The sequence below is a fragment of the Streptomyces sp. RG80 genome, from assembly GCF_040446465.1.
Classification (GTDB): domain Bacteria; phylum Actinomycetota; class Actinomycetes; order Streptomycetales; family Streptomycetaceae; genus Streptomyces.
In genome coordinates, this window is sequence record NZ_JBEAAJ010000001.1 from 1,233,227 (window position 1) to 1,253,587 (window position 20,361).

Sequence of the window (20,361 nt, forward strand, 5' to 3'; positions counted from 1 at the left end):
CATGGACCCCATGCGCAACTCCACCCCCCTCACCGTCACCCTGATCGCCGCCGCCGCGCTGCTCGCCTCACCGGGCACCGCGGCGGCGGCACCCCAGCCCTCGGACCTGCGGCCAGTGGCCGACCTCGCCGCCGAGCGCCTTGCCACCGCCGACCTCGTCGCGGCCGCGAAATGGGGCACCGACAGCCCCATCGACGACCCCGCCCGCGAACAGCAGGTCCTCGACACCGTCGCCGCACAGGCCCAGCGGATCGGCGCCGACCCGGACGAGATCCGGCGGATCTTCCGCGACCAGATCGAGGCCAACAAGCAGGTCCAGCGCGGCCTCTACCGCCGCTGGACCGCGCATCCCGACCAGGCGCCGACGACCAAGCCGGACCTGAACGTCGTACGGGAGCGGATCAACCGTGTGAACACCGACCTCGTCGACGCCGTCGCCGGCTCTACCGAGGAGCGCACCGCGCCCACCTGCGAGCCCGAACTCGCGCTCGCCGTGGTCGAGATCCACCACGAGCGGCACCCGGACCTCCTGCACACCAGCGCGCTGATCCGCTCGCTCGCCTCGGTCTGCCGCTGACATGAGTGTGCGGCCGGTCCCCTCCCCTATCGGGACCGGCCGCACCGGCGTGCCTACTCCGCTACGGGCAGGCGCGCCCCGTCCCGCAGGAAGAGCGGGATGCGGTCCAGCGGGGCGTCGACCGTCACGGTCCTGCCGCCCTCGTACGTCTCACCGGTCCACGCGTCCGTCCAGGTCGCGCCCGCCGGGAGATAGGCCGTGCGGGCCGTGGCGCCCGCCGTCAGCACCGGGGCCACCAGCAGGTCGCCGCCGAAGAGATAGGCGTCGTCGACCGCCCAGGTCGCCGGGTCGTCCGGGAACTCCAGGAACAGCGGCCGCATGGGCGGCAGCCCCTCCTCGTGAGCCTCCCGCATGACCTCCAGGATGTACGGCTTCAGGCGCTCGCGCAGCCGCAGATACCGCTCCAGGACGGCCCCGGCCGCCTCGCCGTACGACCACACCTCGTTGGGCCCGCCGGTCATCTCCGGGCCCAGCGGCATGCCCGGGTCGCGGAAGCCGTGCAGCCGCATCAGCGGGGACAGCGTGCCGAACTGGAACCAGCGGACCATGACCTCCTGGTACGCCGGGTCGTCCGGGTCGCCGCCGTGGAAGCCGCCGATGTCGGTGTTCCACCAGGGGACGCCGGAGAGCGCGGTGTTGAGGCCGGCCGCGATCTGGCGGCGCAGGGTCGGGAAGTCGGTGCCGATGTCGCCGGACCACAGGGCGGCGCCGTAGCGCTGACTGCCCGCCCACGCCGAGCGGTTGAGGGTGATGACCTCCTCGCCCTCCGCTGTCAGGCCCTCGTGGAAGGTACGGGAGTTCTCGGCCGGGTAGCTGTTGCCGACCTCCAGGCCGGGGCCCGCCCAGTAGCGCAGGTTCTCCGGGAAGCCGGGCTTCAGCTCGGGCTCGCAGGCGTCCAGCCAGAACGCCGTGATGCCGTAAGGCTTCAGGTAGTTGTCGCGGACGCGCGACCACATGAACTCGCGGGCGTCGGGGTTCGTGGCGTCGTAGAACGCGACCTGGACCGTGGAGGCGACCTCCTTGTCGGGCCAGTCGGCGTGTGCCATCGGGCCGTACTGGGTGCCGATGAAGTAGCCTCGCTGCTCCATGAGTTGGTGGTTCTCGCTCAGCGGGGACACCGATGGCCAGACACTGACCACCAACTTGATGCCCAGCTCCTCCAGTTCACGGACCATCGCGGCCGGGTCGGGCCACTCGCTCAGGTCGAACTTCCAGTCGCCCAGGTGCGTCCAGTGGAAGAAGTCGCAGACGATCGCCGAGATCGGCAGCCCCCGGCGCTTGTACTCCCGGGCCACGGCGAGGAGTTCGTCCTGGGTGCGGTAGCGCAGCTTGCACTGCCAGAAGCCCGCCGCCCACTCCGGCATCATCGGCGTACGGCCGGTCGCCGCGGAGTAGCGGCGCTGCCCGTCGGCCGGGGCGCCGGCCGTGATCCAGTAGTCGATCTGCCGGGCCGAGTCGGCGACCCAGCGGGTGCCGTTGTGGGCGAGCTCGACACGGCCGATCGCCGGGTTGTTCCACAGCAGGGTGTAGCCGCGGCTGGAGGTCAGCACCGGGATGCCGACCTCGGCGTTGCGCTGCACCAGGTCCAGGACCAGGCCCTTCTGGTCGAGCCGGCCGTGCTGGTGCTGGCCGAGGCCGTACAGCTTCTCGTCGTCGTACGCGGCGAAACGCTGCTCGAGGCGGTGGTGGCCGTTGCCCACGGCGGTGTAGAGACGCGAGCCGGGCCACCAGAAGTGGGCGCGGGCCTCCGAGAGGAGCTCGGTGGAGTCGTCGGTGCGCAGAAAGCGGATCAGGCCCTCGGCGTCGACGTGGACGGTCAGGGCCCCCACGGTCAACTGGGCGTCCCCGTCGCCCAGTTTGACCGAGCTCTCGGTGGCCGGCGCCTCGTCGAGCAGGGCACCGGGCAGCCCCTCGAGGATCGGCCCGCCGAGCCGGGCACGCACCCGGACGGCGTCCGGACCCCAGGGCTCGATACGGAGGGTCTCCTGACGGCCGCTCCACTCCAGCGCACCGTCCCGCTCGCGGAACGTGCCGACGGTGGGGGACGACTGCGCGAGGCTGACAGTGCCCTGCTGGGGCTGGTTTTCGGCAGGCTGAGTCACGAGATGTGCTCCTGGAGGCGAGTGGAGACAGGTGGTGCCCCAGCGGGGCTGCGCGGTGCGGAAGGATCGGTGCGGAGAGATCGGTTCAGAGGCTGCGGAATGATCGGTGCGGAGGTGCAGCGGGATCGGTGCGGAGAGATCGGTGCGGGCAGATTCTCAGTGCGCCGACGGCGCGGGTCCCGTACTCGCCCGGACCGTCAACTCCGGTGCGATGAGCACGACTTCGTCCTCGCCGCGCCCTTCGAGCTTGGCCACCAGACGCTCCACGGCATGCCGGCCCATCTCCTGCGCGGGGATGGCGACCGACGTCAGCCGCACCGAGGCCTGGGTCGCGACCTGGTCGGGGCAGACCGCCACCACCGACACGTCCTCGGGCACGGCCCGCCCCTGCTGGCGCAGCAGGGCGAGCAGCGGCTCGACGGCCGACTCGTTCTGCACGACGAAACCCGTGGTGGCCGGGCGCTCGTCGAGGATCCGGGCGAGGGTCACGGCCATCGCGTCGTAGCCGCCCTCGCACGGCCGGTGCAGCAGTCGTACGCCCAACTCCTGGGCCCGCGACCGCAGTCCGTCGAGGGTGCGCTCGGCGAAGCCGGTGTGCCGCTCGTAGACCGCCGGGGCCTCGCCGATGACAGCGATGTCCCGGTGGCCGAGCATCGCGAGGTGCTCGACACAGAGCGCGCCGGTGGCCCGGAAGTCGAGGTCGACGCAGGTGAGTCCGGAGATGTCGGCGGGGAGGCCGATGAGCACGGACGGCTGGTCGGTGCCGCGCAGCAACGGCAGCCGCTCGTCGTCGAGTTCGACGTCCATCAGGATCATCGCGTCGGCGAGCCCGCTGCCGGTGACCCGGCGGACGGCGTCGGGGCCCTCCTCGCCCGTGAGCAGCAGGACGTCGTAGCCGTGGAGGCGGGCCGTGGTGGCCACCGCGATGGCGATCTCCATCATCACCGGCACGTACATGTCGGTGCGGAGGGGGACCATCAGCGCGATGATGTTCGACCTGCTGCTGGCCAGGGCGCGGGCGCCCGCGTTCGGGTGGTAGCCCAGTGTGCGGATGCTCTCCTCGACCCGCTGCCGGGTGGCCCCGGAGATGGACCGCTTGCCGCTGAGGACATAGCTCACCGTGCTCGCCGAGACTCCGGCGTGCTGGGCGACCTCGGCGAGGGTGACCATCCAGCTCTCCAAGCTTTGTGAAGCGCTTCGACAGTGCGCAGTACGAACAAGGGCGGGTGAGGGTGGTTCGACAGTAGCTCCACCCGAGGTGGGTGTCCATAGGTTGTCGAAGCGCTTCGACATCGACTTGAAACAGGGTCCCCTTCGGGCCTCCCGACGGCTCTTCCGGGGGGCGGGGCGACCAGGGTCGGACACCGACGGTACTTGAGCGTTCTCCACCCCGCATGAGTAACTCTGCGGGTTCTCCGCGACCACTGCCCTCCACGCGGACACGCGGGCAGGACCCGAGACCCACGACGCCTGCTCTCGCGCGGCACGCGCCTGCGCGCTTACCCACTGACGTGACGGGTACGTTCGCGGTGTGAGCGACGGCGATGGCGGGGGCGGGGAGTCCGCGCGCGTCGCGGATGTGTTGCGGGCGCGCATGGCCGACGGCAGCTACCCCCTCAACTCGTTGCTGCCGCCGCAGCGCCACCTGGCGGAGGAGCTGGGTGTTTCGCGCGACACCGTGCAACGAGTACTGAGGGAGCTCCGCGCCGAAGGCTGGATCGAGACTCGGCAGGGAATGGGCACCCGGGTCGTCAGGGCACAGCACATCCACTCTCTCGCGAACGACAGGCACCCTGAGGGAACGGTCACCCTGCGGTCAGTCATTGATCGCGCGTTCGGCCGGCGCGAGGTGACCCTGGATGTCTTCACCCTGACCTGCGAGTCGCTGGACGCACACCTGCGCCTCCAGATCGAACGGATACGGGCCGGAGAGATCGCCCCCCGGCGCATCACGCTGCGCGTGCTGTCGCCCGCCCAGTCGCTGTCACTTCCGTACTGGCGCACATCGGACCTTGCCGACGACGAGCTTCAAGCTCTATCTCCTCAACGGCGCGGAGGCGGTGCTCGGGCACTACATGCTCTACATGCGGAACGTCGTTCTCGAGGACGGCCGTGAGATCGAGCGGGTCCTTGACGTGAGTGGTGCTGGCGTCGGCCTCGCCCATCACGTCACGGACGAGAACCCGAACTCCCAGGGGACCGTGTTCGTGAACTCCTTTCAGGAATGGTTCGACGCCATCTGGGAGCACCTCACCGATTAGGCACGGCAACCTTTGCCACCCCGGCGCCCACTGAAGGGACGTAACCGATCACCCCCTTCGTGAGGACCCGCCCCATGCAGCACCGCCGCCCCCGCTTCTCCAAAAGGGCGAAGACCCTTGTCTCCGGTGCGGTCGCGATCGCCGCGGCCGTCGGTGTGACCGTCGCGCAGGCGGACGAGTCGAGCAAGAAGTGCACGGACTTCGACACGATCACGCTCGGCAAGTACTACGTGAACAACAACGTCTGGAACCGTGAGAAGGCCACCGGCACCCAGTGCGTCTGGAGCAACTCCCAGTCGGGCGCCACGATCTCCTGGGGCACGAACTACAGCCTCGCCAACAGCGGCACCGGCAAGGACTACGACGTGAAGTCCTACGCGTCGAGCGTCCTCGGCTGGCACTGGGGCTGGAAGGTCGACAAGAACTCCACCGGGCTGCCCCTGCGCGTCGGCGACCGCAAGCCCGTGAAGACCAGCTGGGAGTTCACGGTCAGCTCCGATCCGGGCGTCATGAATGTCGCCTACGACTTGTGGCTGCACAACAAGAGCACCGCCGACTGGCAGGACCAGCCCACCGACGAGATCATGATCTGGCTCAACCGGCAGGGCGGGGCGGGCCCGTTGGGCAGCAAGTACGGGTCCGTCAGCCTCGGCGGCGCCATGTGGGACATCTACCAGGGCGACATCGGCTGGAAGGTGTACTCCTTCGTCCGCCGCACCAACACCACCAAGGCCACGCTCGACCTGGACGACTTCACCCAGGCACTCGTCCGGCGCAAGCTGCTGAGCAACGACAAGTACGTCTCCGGCATCGAGTCCGGCACCGAGGTCTTCAAGGGCACCGGACGCCTTGACACCAAGGCCTACTCCGTCAACATCGGCTGAACGGCCGCGCCCCAGGGGTGGTGGGGTCGCCTGGGATCGGGTACATACGATCGAGTAGCACCGGTCGGTAACGAAAACGGTCCAAGATCCCGATTCGCGGCGAGGTGACCCTCATGTCCGCCCCACCCAGCAAACCCACCGTCTCCGAACGTGAGGCCCGCCAGGTCGCGGAGGCGGCCCGGGAACAGGACTGGCGCAAGCCCAGCTTCGCCAAGGAACTGTTCCTCGGTCGCTTCCGCCTCGACCTCGTCCACCCCCACCCCATGCCGCCCGCGGAGGACGCCCAGCGCGGCGAGGAGTTCCTCGCCAAACTCCGCGACTTCTGCGAGACCAAGGTGGACGGCGCCCTCATCGAACGCGAGGCCCGCATCCCCGACGAGGTCATCAACGGCCTCAAGGAGCTCGGCGCCCTCGGCATGAAGATCGACACCAAGTACGGCGGCCTCGGCCTCACCCAGGTGTACTACAACAAGGCACTCGCCCTGGCCGGCTCGGCCAGCCCCGCGATCGGCGTACTGCTCTCCGCCCATCAGTCCATCGGCGTACCCCAGCCGCTGAAGCTGTTCGGCACCCAGGAGCAGAAGGACACCTTCCTGCCCCGCTGCGCCCGCACCGACATCAGCGCCTTCCTCCTCACCGAACCGGACGTCGGCTCCGACCCGGCCAGGCTCGCCACCTCGGCCGTCCCCGACGGGGACGACTACGTCCTCGACGGAGTGAAGCTCTGGACCACCAACGGCGTCGTCGCCGACCTGCTCGTCGTGATGGCCCGGGTGCCCAAGAGCGAGGGCCACAAGGGCGGCATCACCGCGTTCGTCGTCGAGACCAACTCACCGGGCATCACCGTCGAGAACCGCAACGCCTTCATGGGCCTGCGCGGCATCGAGAACGGCGTCACCCGCTTCCACCAGGTCAGGGTCCCGGCGGCGAACCGTATCGGCCCGGAGGGCACCGGTCTGAAGATCGCGCTCACCACCCTCAACACCGGCCGTCTCTCCCTCCCCGCGTCCTGCGTGGCCGCCGGCAAGTGGTGCCTGAAGATCGCCCGTGAGTGGTCGGCCGCCCGCGAGCAGTGGGGCAAGCCGATCGCCCACCACGAGGCCGTCGGCTCGAAGATCAGCTTCATCGCGGCGACGACCTTCGCCCTGGAGGCGGTCCTGGACCTGTCCTCGCAGATGGCCGACGAGGACCGCAACGACATCCGCATCGAGGGCGCCCTCGCCAAGCTCTTCGCCTCCGAGATGGGCTGGCTCATCGCCGACGAGCTCGTCCAGATCCGCGGCGGCCGCGGCTTCGAGACGGCCGCCTCGCTGGCGGCCCGCGGCGAACGCGCGGTCCCCGCCGAACAGGTCCTCCGAGACCTCCGTATCAACCGCATCTTCGAAGGCTCGACCGAGATCATGCACCTGCTGATCGCCCGCGAGGCGGTCGACGCCCACCTCTCCGTCGCAGGCGACCTGATCGACCCGGAGAAGTCCCTCTCGGACAAGGCGAAGGCAGGCGCCCAGGCAGGCGCGTTCTACGCCAAGTGGCTCCCGAAACTGGTCGCGGGCCAGGGTCAACTCCCGTACTCGTACAGCGAGTTCAAACACGAGGTGGACCTCTCCCCGCACCTCCGCTACGTGGAACGAACGGCCCGCAAACTGGCCCGCTCCACCTTCTACGCCATGTCCCGCTGGCAGGGCCGCATGGAGACCAAGCAGGGCTTCCTCGGCCGGATCGTGGACATCGGCGCCGAGCTCTTCGCCATGAGTGCGGTCTGTGTCCGCGCCGAACTCCTGCGCACCACCGAGGACCACGGCCGCCAGGCCTACCAACTCGCCGACGCCTTCTGCCGCCAGTCCCGCATCCGCGTCGAGGAACTCTTCGGCCGCCTGTGGACCAACACCGACGACGTCGACCGCAAGGTCGTCAAGGGCGTCATGTCCGGCACCTACGAATGGCTCGAGGACGGCATCGTCGACCCCTCCGGCGAGGGCCCCTGGATCGCCGACGCCACCCCCGGCCCGAGCGAACACGAAAACGTCCACCGCCCCATCCGCTGACCGGCCGCAAGGGTGTCCCCTGGTGAAGGGGACCCCTTGTCCGGCGACCGGGCGTCCGCTGAGCGATACCCTCCCGAACGATCACCCGGCACAAGGTGCGCCCATGCGATCCGAGACGCCGCCTGCCTGGGTTGTAGACCGCCTTCTCGCGCTTGGAGAGAGTGTCCGAGCCGCCAGGGAGGACCAGAGGCTCACCCAGGATGATCTGGGAAGGGCGACAAGGCTCGGGCGCAGCCGGATCGAGCAAGTCGAGCGAGGCTCCTACGACACGAGCCTCGACGACCTTCTGCTGATCGCCCACGCCCTCGACGTGTCGCCCGCGGATCTGGTTGCCGAGTGAGCGGCAGCTCAGCCAGACCTACGGGGTGCGAGTCGCTCATGTGACGGCCGGCACCCCCGTGAGGGGGACGCGCTGTCCTCACACACCGTCCTTACGGCAACAATGGGGGGATGAGCGACAGTCCAGCCCCCCTCGCCGACCCGCATCTGGTGTACGACCCCGTCGCGGGCGACGGTCCCAAGGACGTGGTGATCCTCGGCTCCACCGGGTCGATCGGCACGCAGGCCATCGACCTCGTCCTGCGCAACCCGGACCGGTTCCGGGTCACCGCGCTCTCCGCCAACGGCGGCCGGGTCGCCCTCCTCGCCGAGCAGGCGCACCGGCTGAGGGTGCGGACCGTCGCGGTCGCCCGCGAGGACGTCGTACCGCAGCTGCGCGAGGCGCTGACGAGCCTCTACGGCACGGGCGAGCCGCTCCCCGAGATCCTCGCCGGACCCGACGCGGCCACCCAGGTCGCCGCCTCCGAGTGCCACACCGTGCTGAACGGCATCACCGGCTCCATCGGCCTCGCCCCGACCCTCGCCGCCCTGGAGGCGGGCCGCACCCTCGCGCTCGCCAACAAGGAGTCGCTCATCGTCGGCGGCCCGCTGGTCAAGGCGCTCGCCAAGCCCGGCCAGATCATCCCGGTCGACTCCGAGCACGCGGCACTGTTCCAGTCACTGGCCTCCGGGACGAGGGCCGACGTGCGGAAGCTGGTCGTGACCGCATCCGGCGGCCCGTTCCGCGGCCGTACCAAGGCGGAACTCGCCAACGTCACCGTCGAGGACGCCCTCGCCCACCCCACCTGGGCCATGGGCCCGGTGATCACGATCAACTCCGCGACCCTCGTCAACAAGGGCCTGGAGGTCATCGAGGCGCACCTCCTCTACGACATTCCCTTCGACCGCATTGAGGTGGTCGTGCATCCCCAGTCGTATGTCCACTCGATGGTTGAGTTCACGGACGGATCGACAATCGCCCAGGCGACGCCCCCCGACATGCGCGGGCCCATCGCCATCGGCCTCGGCTGGCCCGAACGCGTCCCCGACGCGGCCCCCGCCTTCGACTGGAGCAAGGCGTCGACGTGGGAGTTCTTCCCGCTCGACAACGACGCGTTTCCTTCGGTCAACCTTGCGAGGCGCGTGGGGGAGCTCGCGGGCACGGCCCCGGCGGTGTTCAATGCCGCCAACGAGGAGTGCGTGGAGGCCTTCCGGGCCGGCGCACTGCCGTTCAACGGGATCCTGGAGACCGTGACCCGCGTGGTGGACGAACACGGCACGCTGGTCACGGGAACCTCACTCACCGTGTCGGACGTCCTCGAAGCGGAGACCTGGGCGCGGACCCGGGCCCGGGAACTGGCAGCACAGACGGCGGAGGCCCGTGCATGACGACCCTGATGTTCATCCTCGGCATAGCGGTCTTCGCGTTCGGACTCCTCGTCTCGATCGCGTGGCACGAGCTCGGCCACCTGTCCACGGCCAAGCTCTTCGGCATCCGCGTGCCCCAGTACATGGTCGGCTTCGGCCCGACCATCTGGTCGAGGAACAAGGGCGAGACCGAGTACGGCGTCAAGGCCATCCCGTTCGGCGGCTACATCCGCATGATCGGCATGTTCCCGCCGGGAGCCGACGGCAAGCTGGAGGCCCGCTCCACCTCGCCCTGGCGCGGCATGATCGAGGACGCCCGCTCGGCCGCGTACGAGGAACTCCAGCCGGGTGACGAGAAGCGGATGTTCTACACCCGCAAGCCCTGGAAACGGGTCATCGTGATGTTCGCGGGCCCCTTCATGAACCTGATCCTCGCGATCGCCCTGTTCCTGACGGTCCTGATGGGCTTCGGCATCCAGCAGCAGACCACCGACGTGGCCTCGGTCTCGCCGTGCGTCATCTCCCAGAGCGAGAACCGCGACACCTGCAAGAAGACCGACGCGGCCTCCCCGGCCGCGGCGGCCGGCATGAAGAAGGGCGACAAGATCGTCTCCTTCGCGGGCGTCCGGACCGACGACTGGAACACCCTGTCCGACCTGATCCGCGACAGCGCCGGCAAGACGGTCCCGATCGTCGTCGACCGCGACGGCAAACAGGTCGCTCTCCAGGCGAAGATCGCCACCAACCTCGTCGCGAAGAAGGACTCCAGCGGCGCCTACGTCCAGGGCGAGTACGTCAAGGCCGGCTTCCTCGGCTTCAGCGCCGCCACCGGCGTCGTCAAGCAGGACTTCGGCGACTCCGTGGTCTGGATGACCGACCGTGTCGGCGACGCCGTCGACTCCCTCGCCGCCCTGCCCTCCAAGATCCCGGCTCTGTGGGACGCCGCCTTCGGCGACGGCCAGCGTGAACCGGACTCCCCGATGGGCGTGGTCGGCGCGGCGCGGGTGGGCGGCGAGATCGCCACCCTGGACATCCCGGCGTCCCAGCAACTGGCGATGTTCGTGATGCTCCTCGCCGGCTTCAACCTCTCCCTGTTCCTCTTCAACATGCTCCCGCTCCTCCCCCTCGACGGCGGCCACATCGCCGGCGCCCTGTGGGAGTCCCTGCGGCGGAACGTGGCAAAGGTGATGCGCCGCCCGGACCCGGGCCCGTTCGACGTGGCGAAGCTGATGCCGGTCGCCTATGTGGTGGCGGGAATCTTCATCTGCTTCACCGTCCTCGTCCTCATCGCGGACGTGGTCAACCCGGTGAGAATCTCCTAGCCATACGGCGTTCACGGCGGCCCGGCACACTCTGTGCCGGGCCGTCCCCGTTCGTGTGGCTTGATCAGCGGGATGTGCCAGGGCCTCGGCGCGTGCCGTAATCTCGAAGCCTGGAGCCCGCTGCGTACGGGAACCGGACCTTGATCCACGACTTGGGGTTGCACAGCAGATGACTGCGATTTCTCTCGGCATGCCGTCCGTTCCGACCAGGGTTGCCGAGCGCCGGAAGAGCCGGCAGATCCAGGTCGGCTCCGTCGCGGTCGGCGGGGACGCCCCGGTCTCGGTCCAGTCGATGACCACGACCCGTACGTCCGACATCGGCGCCACCCTCCAGCAGATCGCCGAGCTGACGGCCTCCGGCTGCCAGATCGTCCGCGTGGCGTGCCCGACCCAGGACGACGCGGACGCCCTGTCGACCATCGCCCGCAAGTCCCAGATCCCGGTCATCGCGGACATCCACTTCCAGCCGAAGTACGTCTTCGCCGCCATCGAGGCCGGCTGCGCCGCGGTCCGGGTGAACCCCGGCAACATCAAGCAGTTCGACGACAAGGTCAAGGAGATCGCGCGCGCCGCGAAGGAGCACGGCACCCCGATCCGCATCGGCGTGAACGCGGGCTCCCTGGACAGCCGCCTCCTCAAGAAGTACGGCAAGGCGACCCCCGAGGCGCTCGTCGAGTCGGCCCTGTGGGAGGCGTCCCTCTTCGAGGAGCACGACTTCCGGGACATCAAGATCTCGGTGAAGCACAACGACCCGGTCGTGATGATCGAGGCCTACAAGCAGCTCGCCGCCCAGTGCGACTACCCCCTCCACCTCGGCGTGACGGAGGCCGGCCCGGCATTCCAGGGCACGATCAAGAGCGCGGTCGCCTTCGGCGCCCTCCTCTCCCAGGGCATCGGCGACACGATCCGCGTCTCCCTCTCGGCCCCGCCGGTCGAGGAGGTCAAGGTCGGCAACCAGATCCTGGAGTCCCTGAACCTCAAGCAGCGCGGCCTGGAGATCGTCTCCTGCCCGTCCTGCGGCCGCGCCCAGGTCGACGTCTACAAGCTGGCCGAAGAGGTCACGGCCGGTCTCACCGGCATGGAGGTCCCGCTCCGCGTAGCCGTCATGGGCTGCGTCGTGAACGGCCCCGGCGAGGCCCGCGAAGCCGACCTCGGCGTCGCCTCCGGCAACGGCAAGGGCCAGATCTTCGTCAAGGGCGAGGTCATCAAGACCGTCCCCGAGTCCAAGATCGTCGAGACCCTCATCGAGGAGGCCATGAAGCTGGCCGAACAGATGGAGGCGGACGGCGTGGCATCGGGCGAGCCGTCGGTGGCGGTAGCGGGCTGAGGAACGGAAGGGTTCGGGGCTGAAGGGTTCGGAGGGCTGAAGGGGTTTGGGGGCTGAGGGCCGCAGGCCCCAGCTCTCCAGGGGCGCGGGGAACTGCGTGACAAGCCCCCACGACCCGCAGCCGCAACTCGACACAAGGCCCCGAGCTCATAGGCGCCCCGCCGCCCCCCACTCCGCGTACCGCAAAAACAACGGCCACCTCCACTGGGCGGCACCGCTCAGCTTCCGCAGGTACAGTGCGGAGATCAGCAGTCCCCAGCGTGAGGCCCCGCCCGTGTTGACCCAGACGACCTCCCGGGTCCTCGAACCGAGCGACCTGGACGCCGCGCTCGCCGTCCTGGACCGCGAGCCGGTCGCGAACGCCTTCGTGACCTCCCGGGTCCAGGTCGCCGGCCTCGACCCCTGGCGGCTCGGCGGCGAGATGTGGGGCTGGTACGAGGACGGCATGCTGACGTCCCTCTGTTATGCCGGCGCCAACCTGGTCCCCATCTGCGCCACCCCCCGAGCCGTCCGGGCCTTCGCCGACCGTGCCCGCAGGGCGGGCCGCCGCTGCTCGTCGATCGTCGGCCCGGCGGAAGCCACCGCCGAGCTGTGGCGCCTGCTCGAACCCAGCTGGGGTCCGGCCCGAGAGGTCCGCAGCCGTCAGCCCCTCATGGTCACCGACCGCATGCCCACCGACATCGCCCCGGATCCCTACCTCCGTCGCATCCGCAAGGACGAGATGGAGACGATCATGCCGGCGTGCGTGGCGATGTTCACCGAGGAGGTCGGCGTCTCCCCGCTGGCGGGCGACGGCGGCCTCCTCTACCAGGCCAGGGTCGCCGAACTCGTGGGTTCCGGCCGCTCGTTCGCCCGCCTCGACAGCGACGGCAAGGTCGTCTTCAAGGCCGAGATCGGCGCGGCGACGACCCAGGCCTGCCAGATCCAGGGCGTATGGGTGGCCCCCGAGTACCGGGGGAGGGGCCTGGCGGCGCCCGGCATGGCAGCGGTCCTGCGCTACGCCCTCGCGGACGTGGCCCCGGTGGTCAGCCTCTACGTCAACGACTTCAACACGGCGGCGAGAAGGACGTACACGAGGGTGGGCTTCCAAGAGGTGGGCGCGTTCATGAGCGTGCTCTTCTGAAGGACGCCCTGAGGGGCAACGCCCCCAGGGGTGCGGGGCTGTTTCGATTTGCGGCTACCGCCGCGTGAGCGCGACCAGCCACTACGAACCCGCACCCACCCAACAACGCGCACCCCCCTATACGATCCCCACATGCGCTTTCCCGGTCACGGACACCGCCGCCACCCCGACGACATCGTGATCGGCCCGCTCGACCTGTCGGCCCGCGTCGACGAAGCCCTCGCCGTCCAGGCCATCGCTTTCGGACTGGGCCCCGACGAGGTCGCCGTACGCCGCCAGATCGTCCTGCGCCACATGACGTACCCCGGCGCGAGAGCCCTCGGCGCCACAGCCGACGGCCGCCTCGTGGGTTTCGTCTACGGCATGCCCAACGACCGCGCCCACTGGTGGTCCACGGTCGTCGAGCCGTACCTCCGTGCCCAGGAGCACGACATCTGGCTGGACGACTCCTTCGTCATCACGGAACTGCACGTCCACCCGGGCTACCAGAACCGCGGCATCGGCCGCTCCCTGATCACCACGATCACGGACGGCGCCCGCGAACCCCGCTCGATCCTCTCCGCGATCGACACCGACAGCCCGGCCCGAGGCCTCTACCACTCGCTCGGCTACACGGACCTCGCCCGCCAGGTCCTGTTCCCCAGCGCCCCCAAGCCGTATGCCGTGATGGGCGCCCCACTCCCGCTCCGAAGGCGATAGCCACCGCTAACCGATTTCCACCGGAACCGGCCCCCCGGCTAACCTCCCTGGGGGTGCCTGACACATTCCCGCCTGCCCGGCGACGCCTGGCACGCACGCTCGCCGCGTTGCCGAACCACCCACGTGGCTCCGCCACGAGGGCGCTCCGGCGCCTTGCGATCGCACGCGCCAGACGCCGCCGGGCCCGTCCTGCGGACGGACGACGGGAATGTGTCAGGCACCCCCAGCCACCACCCTTACCCGGCAGGAGTACGAGAACCATGGCCAACGCACCGGTCCAGCGCATGTCCCAGTTGATGGCGAAGACGCTGCGCGACGACCCGGCGGACGCCGAGGTCCTCAGCCACAAGCTCCTCGTCCGGGCCGGCTATGTCCGTCGCACTGCGGCCGGCATCTGGAGCTGGCTGCCCCTCGGCAAGAAGGTCCTCGCCAACGTCGAGCGGATCGTCCGTGAGGAGATGGACGCGATCGGCGCCCAGGAGGTGCTGCTCCCCGCGATCCTGCCCCGCGAGCCGTACGAGGCGACCGGCCGCTGGGAGGAGTACGGCCCGGAGCTGTTCCGGCTCCAAGACCGCAAGGGCGGCGACTACCTCCTCGGTCCGACCCACGAGGAGATCTTCACCCTGCTGGTGAAGGACCAGGCGTCCTCCTACAAGGACCTGCCCGTCATCCTCTACCAGATCCAGCACAAGTACCGTGACGAGGCCCGCCCCCGGGCCGGCATCCTGCGCGGCCGCGAGTTCCTCATGAAGGACTCGTACTCCTTCGACACCGAGGACGAGGGCCTGGCCAAGTCCTACGCCCTGCACCGTGAGGCCTACCAGCGCGTCTTCGAGCGCCTCGGCCTCGACTACCGCATCTGCGCCGCGACCGCGGGTGCGATGGGCGGCTCGAAGTCCGAGGAGTTCCTGGCCCCGGCCGGCGCCGGCGAGGACACCTTCGCCGACTGCCCCAACTGCGACTTCGCGGCCAACACCGAGGCGATCACGTACGAGCTGAAGCCGGTGGACGGCTCCGCCGTGCCCGCCGCCGAGGACATCCCGACCCCGGACACCCCCACCATCGAGACCCTCGCCGCCCAGCTCGGCGTGGAGGCCTCCGCCACCCTCAAGAACCTCCTCGTCAAGGTCGACGGCGAGATCGTGGCCGTCGGCGTCCCCGGTGACCGTGAGGTCGACATGGGCAAGGTCGAGGCGCACTTCGCCCCGGCCGTCGTCGAGATGGTCACCGAGGCGGACTTCGCCGGCCGCCCGGACCTGGTCCGCGGTTACGTCGGCCCGCGGGGGCTGGGCGAGAAGGTCAAGTACATCGCCGACCCGCGCGTGGCACCGGGCACCGCGTGGATCACGGGCGCCAACAAGGCGAACACGCACACCAAGAACGTCGTCGTGGGCCGTGACTTCGAGGTCGGCGAGTACGTAGACGTCGTCGTCGTGCAGGAGGGCGACCCCTGCCCGAAGTGCGGCACCGGCCTCAAGCTGGACCGCGCCATCGAGATCGGCCACATCTTCCAGCTCGGCCGCAAGTACGCGGACGCGCTGAAGCTCGACGTCCTCGGCCAGCAGGGCAAGCCGGTCCGCGTGACCATGGGCTCCTACGGCATCGGCGTCTCCCGCGCCGTCGCCGCCCTCGCCGAGCAGACCGCCGACGAGCAGGGCCTGTGCTGGCCCGCCGAGGTCGCCCCGGCCGACGTGCACGTCGTCGCCGCCGGCAAGGCCCTCCAGACCGAGCTGGCCCTCGACGTCTCGGAGAAGCTGCGCGCCGCCGGCCTCCGCGTCCTCGTGGACGACCGGGCCGGCGTCTCCCCGGGCGTGAAGTTCACGGACGCCGAGCTCATCGGCGTACCGAAGATCCTCGTCGCGGGCCGCCGCTCCGCCGAGGGCGTCCTGGAGCTCAAGGACCGCAGGACCGGTGAGCGCGAGGAGCTGACGGTCGACGAGGCGATCGCCCGCCTCAGCGCGTAGGCCTCCGGCGTAAAGGAACTCCTCAGAAACGTCTCTGGGTCCCTGAAGGGGGCCCACAGACTTCTCTCAGAGTCGTACCCGAACGTAGTGCGTGACAGAGCGTCACTACGGCTACGAGGGGTACGGCCATGGCAGGCAGAGGCAGGGAACGCGGCGCCGCCGCGCTGGTCCGCAGAGGAACCCGGCGTACGGCGGCCGCCGCGGCGGCCGTCACGCTGGCCGCGGCGGCGGGTGTGTTCGCACTGGTCGGCACGATGCAGGCGGACGCCGACACGACGGCGAGCACCGGCACCAGCTCCAGTTCCAGCAGCGCCTCCTCGTCCACGGACGCGTCCACGGGTTCGTCCGCGGATGCGTCCGCGGGTTCGTCCACGGACGACTCGACGAACTCGGACGACGCCTCCTCCGGCTCCGACGGCTCCAGCGGCCTCACCTCCTCCTCCGGCGGCTCCACCGACTCCACCTCGGGGGCGTCGTGACCACCGCCACCGTCCCCGCCCCCGGGATCCGCCGCACCACGGCCGCCGCCGACTGGCGTGCCCTCGGCACCACCGTCCGGCTGGTCGTCACCGAGCCGGCCCTCCTCGACTCCTGCAACCTGCTCCTCGCCCGGCACCTCGCCGAGGTCGACGCCGCCTGCAGCCGCTTCCGCGCCGACTCCGAGCTGGCGGCCCTCGACACCGCCGCGGGCCGCCCGGTCCGGGTCAGCCCGCTGCTCGCGGAGGCTCTGGCGGTCGCCCTGCACGCGGCCGAGGCGACGGACGGCGCCGTCGATCCGACGGTCGGCTCGGCGATGGCCGCGATCGGCTATGACCGCGACTTCACCCTGGTCCGCGAGGACGACCGCCCGGTCCGTCTGAAGGTCCGCCGCGCCCCCGGCTGGCGCCTGATCGACCTCGACCGCGCGACCGGCACGGTCACCGTCCCGTCCGGCGTCCGCCTCGACCTCGGCGCCACCGCCAAGGCGTGGGCCGCCGACAGGGCCGCCGCGATGCTGGCGGGGACGGCAGGCTGCGGAGTGCTGGTGAGCCTCGGCGGCGACACGGCCATCGCCGGTGAACCCCCGGAGGGCGGCTGGCAGATCCGGGTTCAGGACATCACCGGCAAGGCCGAGGAGACCCCGACCGAGGGCCCGTACACCACGGTGGGCCTGCACAGCGGCGGCCTCGCCACGTCGGGCACGGCCGCCCGCAACTGGCGCCGCGACGGCCGAGACCTCCACCACATCGTCGATCCCCGCACAGGCCTACCGGTCCGCACCCCCTGGCGCACAGTCTCGGTGGCGGCCCGAACCTGCGCCGACGCGAACGCGGCGAGCACGGCAGCCTTAGTGAAAGGTGCCGACGCGGTGGGCTGGCTGACGAGGCAAGGACTGCCCGCACGACTGGTGACCCAGGAGAGCCGGATCCTCACAACGCCGGGCTGGCCAACCCACCTCAGGGGCGCGGGGAACTGCGCGACCAGCCCCCACCGGGGGACAGCCGAATGACTTCCGAAACCCTCTGGTACGCAAACCGGGCTACCGGAGCCGTCTGCCTGATCCTCTTCACCGTCGTCGTAGTCCTCGGAACAGCCGTACGACTACGAGCTAAGCTCCCCGGCCTTCCCCGCTTCGGCACCGTCTCCCTCCACCGCACCCTCTCCCTCTCAGCCACCGCCTTCCTGGCTCTCCACATCACCACCGCGACAGTGGACAGCTACGTCAACATCACGTTCCTGGACGCCCTGATCCCCTTCGTCTCCGACTACGAGCCCCTCTGGCTCGGCCTCGGCACCGTCGCCCTCGACCTGCTGCTCGCGGTACTGATCACCAGCCTCCTCCGCGCCCGCCTCGGCCACCGCACCTGGCGGGCGACGCACTGGCTGGCCTACGCCTCCTGGCCCGTCGCCCTGCTCCACGGCATCGGCATCGGCACGGACACCGGCACCGACTGGATGACCTGGCTGACCGTCGCCTGCGTGGCCGCCGCCCTCACCGCCGCCGGTGTCCGCGTGGCCCTCGGCGTCCGCGCCTCCCGCCGCACCCCCGCCGTCCTGCTCCGCACCGCAGAAGGAGCCCGCTGATGACCGCGACCTTCCCCGACCTCCACATGTCCCCGCGCCTGCTGGCCCCCGGCGGCGCCCCGGCCGACCTCACCACCCACGAACAGCGCTACGGACCCCTGCCCTACGCCGACTCCGACACCGTCCTCCGCGCGGTCGCCGAGTCAGGGCTCACCGGGCGCGGGGGAGCGGCCTTCCCGGTCTACAGGAAGCTCGTCTCGGTCACCGAGTCCGGCCGCCGCACCGGCCGCGCCCCCGTCGTCATCGCCAACGGCGTGGAGGGCGAACCCGCCAGCCGCAAGGACAAGACGCTGCTGCGCCTGTCTCCCCACCTCGTCCTGGACGGCATCCAGGTGGCCGCCGCCGCGACCGGCGCGCGGGAGGCCCACCTCGCCGTGGAGGAGGGCGCGGCTCACCTGGAGCGGGCCCTCGCACACCGCCGCGACCCCGTCCCCATCAAGCTCGTACGTGTCCCGAAACGGTTCCTGTCGGGTCAGTCCTCGGCTCTCGCCCGGTACGTGGGCGGAGGCGCCGCGCTCCCGGCGTACCAGAATCCCCCGATCCGCGAACGCGGAGTCCACCGCGCCCCCACCCTCGTCCAGAACGTCGAGACCCTCGCCCACCTCGCACTGATCGCCCGCTACGGCCCCGACTGGTTCCGTGCCGCCGGCACCCCTGCCCAGCCCGGCAGCGTCCTGTGCACGGTCCACACCCCGGATCGCGAAGTACGGGTCGTGGAGGCCCCGTTGGGCATGCTCGTGCACCGACTGCTACCGCTCCACGGCACGTCCGCGGTCCTGATCGGCGGCTACCACGGCACCTGGGTCACCAGCACCGAGGCCGCCGAACTCACCCTCGACGCCACGACGTTGGGCGCCGGCGTCCTGGCCGCACTCCCCGCCGACCGCTGCGGCCTCACCGAGACCGCCCGTGTCCTGCGCTACCTGGCCCTCCAGTCGGCCGGCCAGTGCGGCCCCTGCCTCAACGGCCTCCCGCGTATGGCCGCAGCGTTCCGGTCCCTGGCCGCCCCCGGCGCCCCGGGCACGGCCCGTACCGACCTAGCCCGCTGGTCCGGCCTGGTCGAGGGCCGCGGCGCCTGCCACCACCCCGACGGCACGGTCCGCCTGGTCCGCAGCGCACTGACGACCTTCGCCGCTGAACTGGGCGCCCACGCAAGCGGCTTCTGCACGGCCACCGACACCCGAGGGGAGCTGACATGGATCAGCGCCTAGCCATCGACTGGACGTCCTGCCAGGCCCACGGCCTGTGTGCGGAACTGCTTCCGGACCACATCACGCTGGACGAATGGGGCTACCCGCTGCTGGAGGACACTCCACTGCCGGCCCGCACGGTGAAGAGGGCCCGCAGAGCAGCGGCGGACTGTCCGGCCCTGGCTCTGAAACTAACCGTCGCCTAGAGCCACCCGGCGAACTCCAGCAACAACTCGGAATCCTGCACGCGCCCGACCCTCCGCGCCCGCACCCCCGACTCCACGGCCCGGAACAACGTCCACCCCCGCAGCCGCTCCTGATCCACATCCAAGGACTCGGCGAGCCGCTTGACCCGCCGTCGCGTGATCGCCGCCCCCGAGGGCGAGGCGATCAGGTCCTCGACCCGGTCCCGCACCAGCCGGGCCAGATCGAACGCGCACTCACCGACGACAGGATCGGGCCCCACGGCCAGCCAGGGAGACCGCTCACCCGCCAGTACCTTGCTCTGCCGGAACGTCCCGTGCAGCAACCTCGCCTCCGGCGGCGCCACCAGCAACTCCTCACGGGCGGTGAGAGCAGCCCGTACGAGATCGGCCGCGTCCGCTTCCGCGGTCGCCCGCATGGTCTCGGCCTGCCGTGCGGTCCGTTCGGCCACCGTCTCGAAGACATGGGCGCTTCCGTCGCCCGGGGGTTCCACCCACAACCGCCGCAGCGTCCCCGCCGCCTCCAGCAGCGCCTTCGCCTCCGGCAACGACCGCACCGACACATCGGGGTGCAGCCGCTCCAGCAGCAGCACACCCTCGGTCACCGGCTCGTCGAGCAACTGCACGGCGCCCAGCCCGCCCCAGTGCGCCAGCGCCGCCCGCTCGGCCTCCGGGCGGAACCGCGGCGGGGCCAGCTTGAGCACGGCGGGGGAGCCGTCGGCACGCCGGATCAGCACCACCAGGCTGCTGCGGCCGCCGGGCATCTGCACGCGCTCCACGGTCGACTCGCGTAGCGCGACGGCCTGCCCAGCCGCCTCGGGCAGCTTCTCCAACCAGCCGTCACCAGGTGCCGTCTCACCCAGCGCCCTCACCAGACGCCGTGGCGGTTCGAAAGCCATACGCGAGCAGTTCCC

20 protein-coding genes are annotated in these 20,361 nt (G+C 70.4%); 17 read left to right on the forward strand and 3 right to left on the reverse strand.

Annotated elements, in window-relative coordinates; genetic code table 11:
* Positions 1-10 precede the first annotated feature (10 nt).
* Positions 11-577, forward strand: a complete 567-nt coding sequence (locus tag ABKA17_RS05660; protein ID WP_353690780.1) for a chorismate mutase — start codon at positions 11-13, stop codon at positions 575-577.
* 53 nt (positions 578-630) lie between these two features.
* On the opposite strand, the gene ABKA17_RS05665 is transcribed toward ABKA17_RS05660, so the two are convergent.
* Together ABKA17_RS05665 and ABKA17_RS05670 are read right to left on the reverse strand one after the other, a co-directional pair.
* Complete coding sequence (locus ABKA17_RS05665) at positions 631-2,679, reverse strand: glycoside hydrolase family 31 protein (protein WP_353690692.1); 2,049 nt, start codon at positions 2,677-2,679, stop codon at positions 631-633.
* A 156-nt stretch (positions 2,680-2,835) separates the two neighbouring features.
* Entirely contained in the window at positions 2,836-3,849 is a 1,014-nt protein-coding gene (locus ABKA17_RS05670) for a LacI family DNA-binding transcriptional regulator (RefSeq protein WP_353690693.1), read from the reverse strand.
* A gap of 424 nt (positions 3,850-4,273) precedes the next feature.
* On the opposite strand from ABKA17_RS05670, the gene ABKA17_RS05675 reads away from it, so the two are divergent.
* From ABKA17_RS05675 to ABKA17_RS05750, 16 genes are all read left to right on the forward strand, one after another.
* Positions 4,274-4,795 carry a winged helix-turn-helix domain-containing protein gene (locus tag ABKA17_RS05675; RefSeq protein WP_353690781.1) on the forward strand — a complete coding sequence of 174 codons (522 nt, stop codon included), beginning with the start codon at positions 4,274-4,276 and terminating at the stop codon, positions 4,793-4,795.
* A complete protein-coding gene (locus tag ABKA17_RS05680; RefSeq protein ID WP_353690784.1) occupies positions 4,692-4,940 on the forward strand; it encodes a hypothetical protein in 249 nt (82 codons plus the stop codon). The genes ABKA17_RS05675 and ABKA17_RS05680 overlap by 104 nt, the downstream gene beginning before the upstream one ends.
* A gap of 74 nt (positions 4,941-5,014) precedes the next feature.
* Complete coding sequence (locus tag ABKA17_RS05685) at positions 5,015-5,824, forward strand: GH12 family glycosyl hydrolase domain-containing protein (RefSeq protein WP_353690694.1); 810 nt, start codon at positions 5,015-5,017, stop codon at positions 5,822-5,824.
* A gap of 113 nt (positions 5,825-5,937) precedes the next feature.
* Positions 5,938-7,869 (forward strand): acyl-CoA dehydrogenase family protein, encoded by a 1,932-nt coding sequence (locus tag ABKA17_RS05690; RefSeq protein WP_353690695.1) that lies wholly within the window; start codon positions 5,938-5,940, stop codon positions 7,867-7,869.
* A 103-nt stretch (positions 7,870-7,972) separates the two neighbouring features.
* Entirely contained in the window at positions 7,973-8,209 is a 237-nt protein-coding gene (locus tag ABKA17_RS05695; protein WP_353690696.1) for a helix-turn-helix domain-containing protein, read from the forward strand.
* A 110-nt stretch (positions 8,210-8,319) separates the two neighbouring features.
* Entirely contained in the window at positions 8,320-9,576 is a 1,257-nt protein-coding gene (gene dxr, locus ABKA17_RS05700) for a 1-deoxy-D-xylulose-5-phosphate reductoisomerase (protein WP_353690697.1), read from the forward strand.
* Positions 9,573-10,877, forward strand: coding sequence for a M50 family metallopeptidase (locus tag ABKA17_RS05705; RefSeq protein WP_502994137.1), 1,305 nt, complete (start codon positions 9,573-9,575; stop codon positions 10,875-10,877). Before dxr ends, ABKA17_RS05705 begins: the two co-directional genes overlap by 4 nt.
* Before the next feature lie 169 nt (positions 10,878-11,046).
* On the forward strand, positions 11,047-12,204 hold the full coding sequence (ispG, locus tag ABKA17_RS05710) for a flavodoxin-dependent (E)-4-hydroxy-3-methylbut-2-enyl-diphosphate synthase (protein ID WP_353690698.1): 1,158 nt from the start codon (positions 11,047-11,049) through the stop codon (positions 12,202-12,204).
* A 274-nt stretch (positions 12,205-12,478) separates the two neighbouring features.
* Complete coding sequence (locus ABKA17_RS05715) at positions 12,479-13,327, forward strand: GNAT family N-acetyltransferase (RefSeq protein WP_353690699.1); 849 nt, start codon at positions 12,479-12,481, stop codon at positions 13,325-13,327.
* Between the two features lie 132 nt (positions 13,328-13,459).
* Entirely contained in the window at positions 13,460-14,026 is a 567-nt protein-coding gene (locus tag ABKA17_RS05720; RefSeq protein WP_353690700.1) for a GNAT family N-acetyltransferase, read from the forward strand.
* Positions 14,027-14,286: 260 nt separating this feature from the next.
* On the forward strand, positions 14,287-15,990 hold the full coding sequence (locus tag ABKA17_RS05725; protein WP_353690701.1) for a proline--tRNA ligase: 1,704 nt from the start codon (positions 14,287-14,289) through the stop codon (positions 15,988-15,990).
* Between the two features lie 128 nt (positions 15,991-16,118).
* On the forward strand, positions 16,119-16,469 hold the full coding sequence (locus ABKA17_RS05730; RefSeq protein WP_353690702.1) for a hypothetical protein: 351 nt from the start codon (positions 16,119-16,121) through the stop codon (positions 16,467-16,469).
* Positions 16,466-17,479, forward strand: a complete 1,014-nt coding sequence (locus ABKA17_RS05735; protein WP_353690703.1) for an FAD:protein FMN transferase — start codon at positions 16,466-16,468, stop codon at positions 17,477-17,479. Before ABKA17_RS05730 ends, ABKA17_RS05735 begins: the two co-directional genes overlap by 4 nt.
* A complete protein-coding gene (locus ABKA17_RS05740; protein ID WP_353690704.1) occupies positions 17,476-18,054 on the forward strand; it encodes a ferric reductase-like transmembrane domain-containing protein in 579 nt (192 codons plus the stop codon). Before ABKA17_RS05735 ends, ABKA17_RS05740 begins: the two co-directional genes overlap by 4 nt.
* Positions 18,054-19,265 (forward strand): NADH-ubiquinone oxidoreductase-F iron-sulfur binding region domain-containing protein, encoded by a 1,212-nt coding sequence (locus ABKA17_RS05745; protein ID WP_353690705.1) that lies wholly within the window; start codon positions 18,054-18,056, stop codon positions 19,263-19,265. The genes ABKA17_RS05740 and ABKA17_RS05745 overlap by 1 nt, the downstream gene beginning before the upstream one ends.
* Entirely contained in the window at positions 19,250-19,450 is a 201-nt protein-coding gene (locus ABKA17_RS05750; RefSeq protein WP_353690706.1) for a ferredoxin, read from the forward strand. Before ABKA17_RS05745 ends, ABKA17_RS05750 begins: the two co-directional genes overlap by 16 nt.
* Here ABKA17_RS05750 and ABKA17_RS05755 read toward each other — a convergent pair.
* Complete coding sequence (locus ABKA17_RS05755) at positions 19,447-20,346, reverse strand: aminoglycoside phosphotransferase family protein (RefSeq protein WP_353690707.1); 900 nt, start codon at positions 20,344-20,346, stop codon at positions 19,447-19,449. The two genes, ABKA17_RS05750 and ABKA17_RS05755, sit on opposite strands and share 4 nt — an antisense overlap.
* Positions 20,347-20,361: the final 15 nt, after the last annotated feature.

Bases quoted from the DNA above. Each gene is read 5' to 3' on its own strand.
- ABKA17_RS05660 (WP_353690780.1), top strand. From the start codon at position 11: ATGCGCAACTCCACCCCCCTCACCGTCACCCTGATCGCCGCCGCCGCG.
- ABKA17_RS05670 (WP_353690693.1), bottom strand. From the start codon at position 3,849: ATGGTCACCCTCGCCGAGGTCGCCCAGCACGCCGGAGTCTCGGCGAGC.
- ABKA17_RS05675 (WP_353690781.1), top strand. From the start codon at position 4,274: ATGGCCGACGGCAGCTACCCCCTCAACTCGTTGCTGCCGCCGCAGCGC.
- ABKA17_RS05685 (WP_353690694.1), top strand. From the start codon at position 5,015: ATGCAGCACCGCCGCCCCCGCTTCTCCAAAAGGGCGAAGACCCTTGTC.
- ABKA17_RS05690 (WP_353690695.1), top strand. From the start codon at position 5,938: ATGTCCGCCCCACCCAGCAAACCCACCGTCTCCGAACGTGAGGCCCGC.
- ABKA17_RS05695 (WP_353690696.1), top strand. From the start codon at position 7,973: ATGCGATCCGAGACGCCGCCTGCCTGGGTTGTAGACCGCCTTCTCGCG.
- dxr (WP_353690697.1), top strand. From the start codon at position 8,320: ATGAGCGACAGTCCAGCCCCCCTCGCCGACCCGCATCTGGTGTACGAC.
- ABKA17_RS05705 (WP_502994137.1), top strand. From the start codon at position 9,573: ATGACGACCCTGATGTTCATCCTCGGCATAGCGGTCTTCGCGTTCGGA.
- ispG (WP_353690698.1), top strand. From the start codon at position 11,047: ATGACTGCGATTTCTCTCGGCATGCCGTCCGTTCCGACCAGGGTTGCC.
- ABKA17_RS05720 (WP_353690700.1), top strand. From the start codon at position 13,460: ATGCGCTTTCCCGGTCACGGACACCGCCGCCACCCCGACGACATCGTG.
- ABKA17_RS05725 (WP_353690701.1), top strand. From the start codon at position 14,287: ATGGCCAACGCACCGGTCCAGCGCATGTCCCAGTTGATGGCGAAGACG.
- ABKA17_RS05730 (WP_353690702.1), top strand. From the start codon at position 16,119: ATGGCAGGCAGAGGCAGGGAACGCGGCGCCGCCGCGCTGGTCCGCAGA.
- ABKA17_RS05740 (WP_353690704.1), top strand. From the start codon at position 17,476: ATGACTTCCGAAACCCTCTGGTACGCAAACCGGGCTACCGGAGCCGTC.
- ABKA17_RS05745 (WP_353690705.1), top strand. From the start codon at position 18,054: ATGACCGCGACCTTCCCCGACCTCCACATGTCCCCGCGCCTGCTGGCC.
- ABKA17_RS05750 (WP_353690706.1), top strand. From the start codon at position 19,250: ATGGATCAGCGCCTAGCCATCGACTGGACGTCCTGCCAGGCCCACGGC.
- ABKA17_RS05755 (WP_353690707.1), bottom strand. From the start codon at position 20,346: ATGGCTTTCGAACCGCCACGGCGTCTGGTGAGGGCGCTGGGTGAGACG.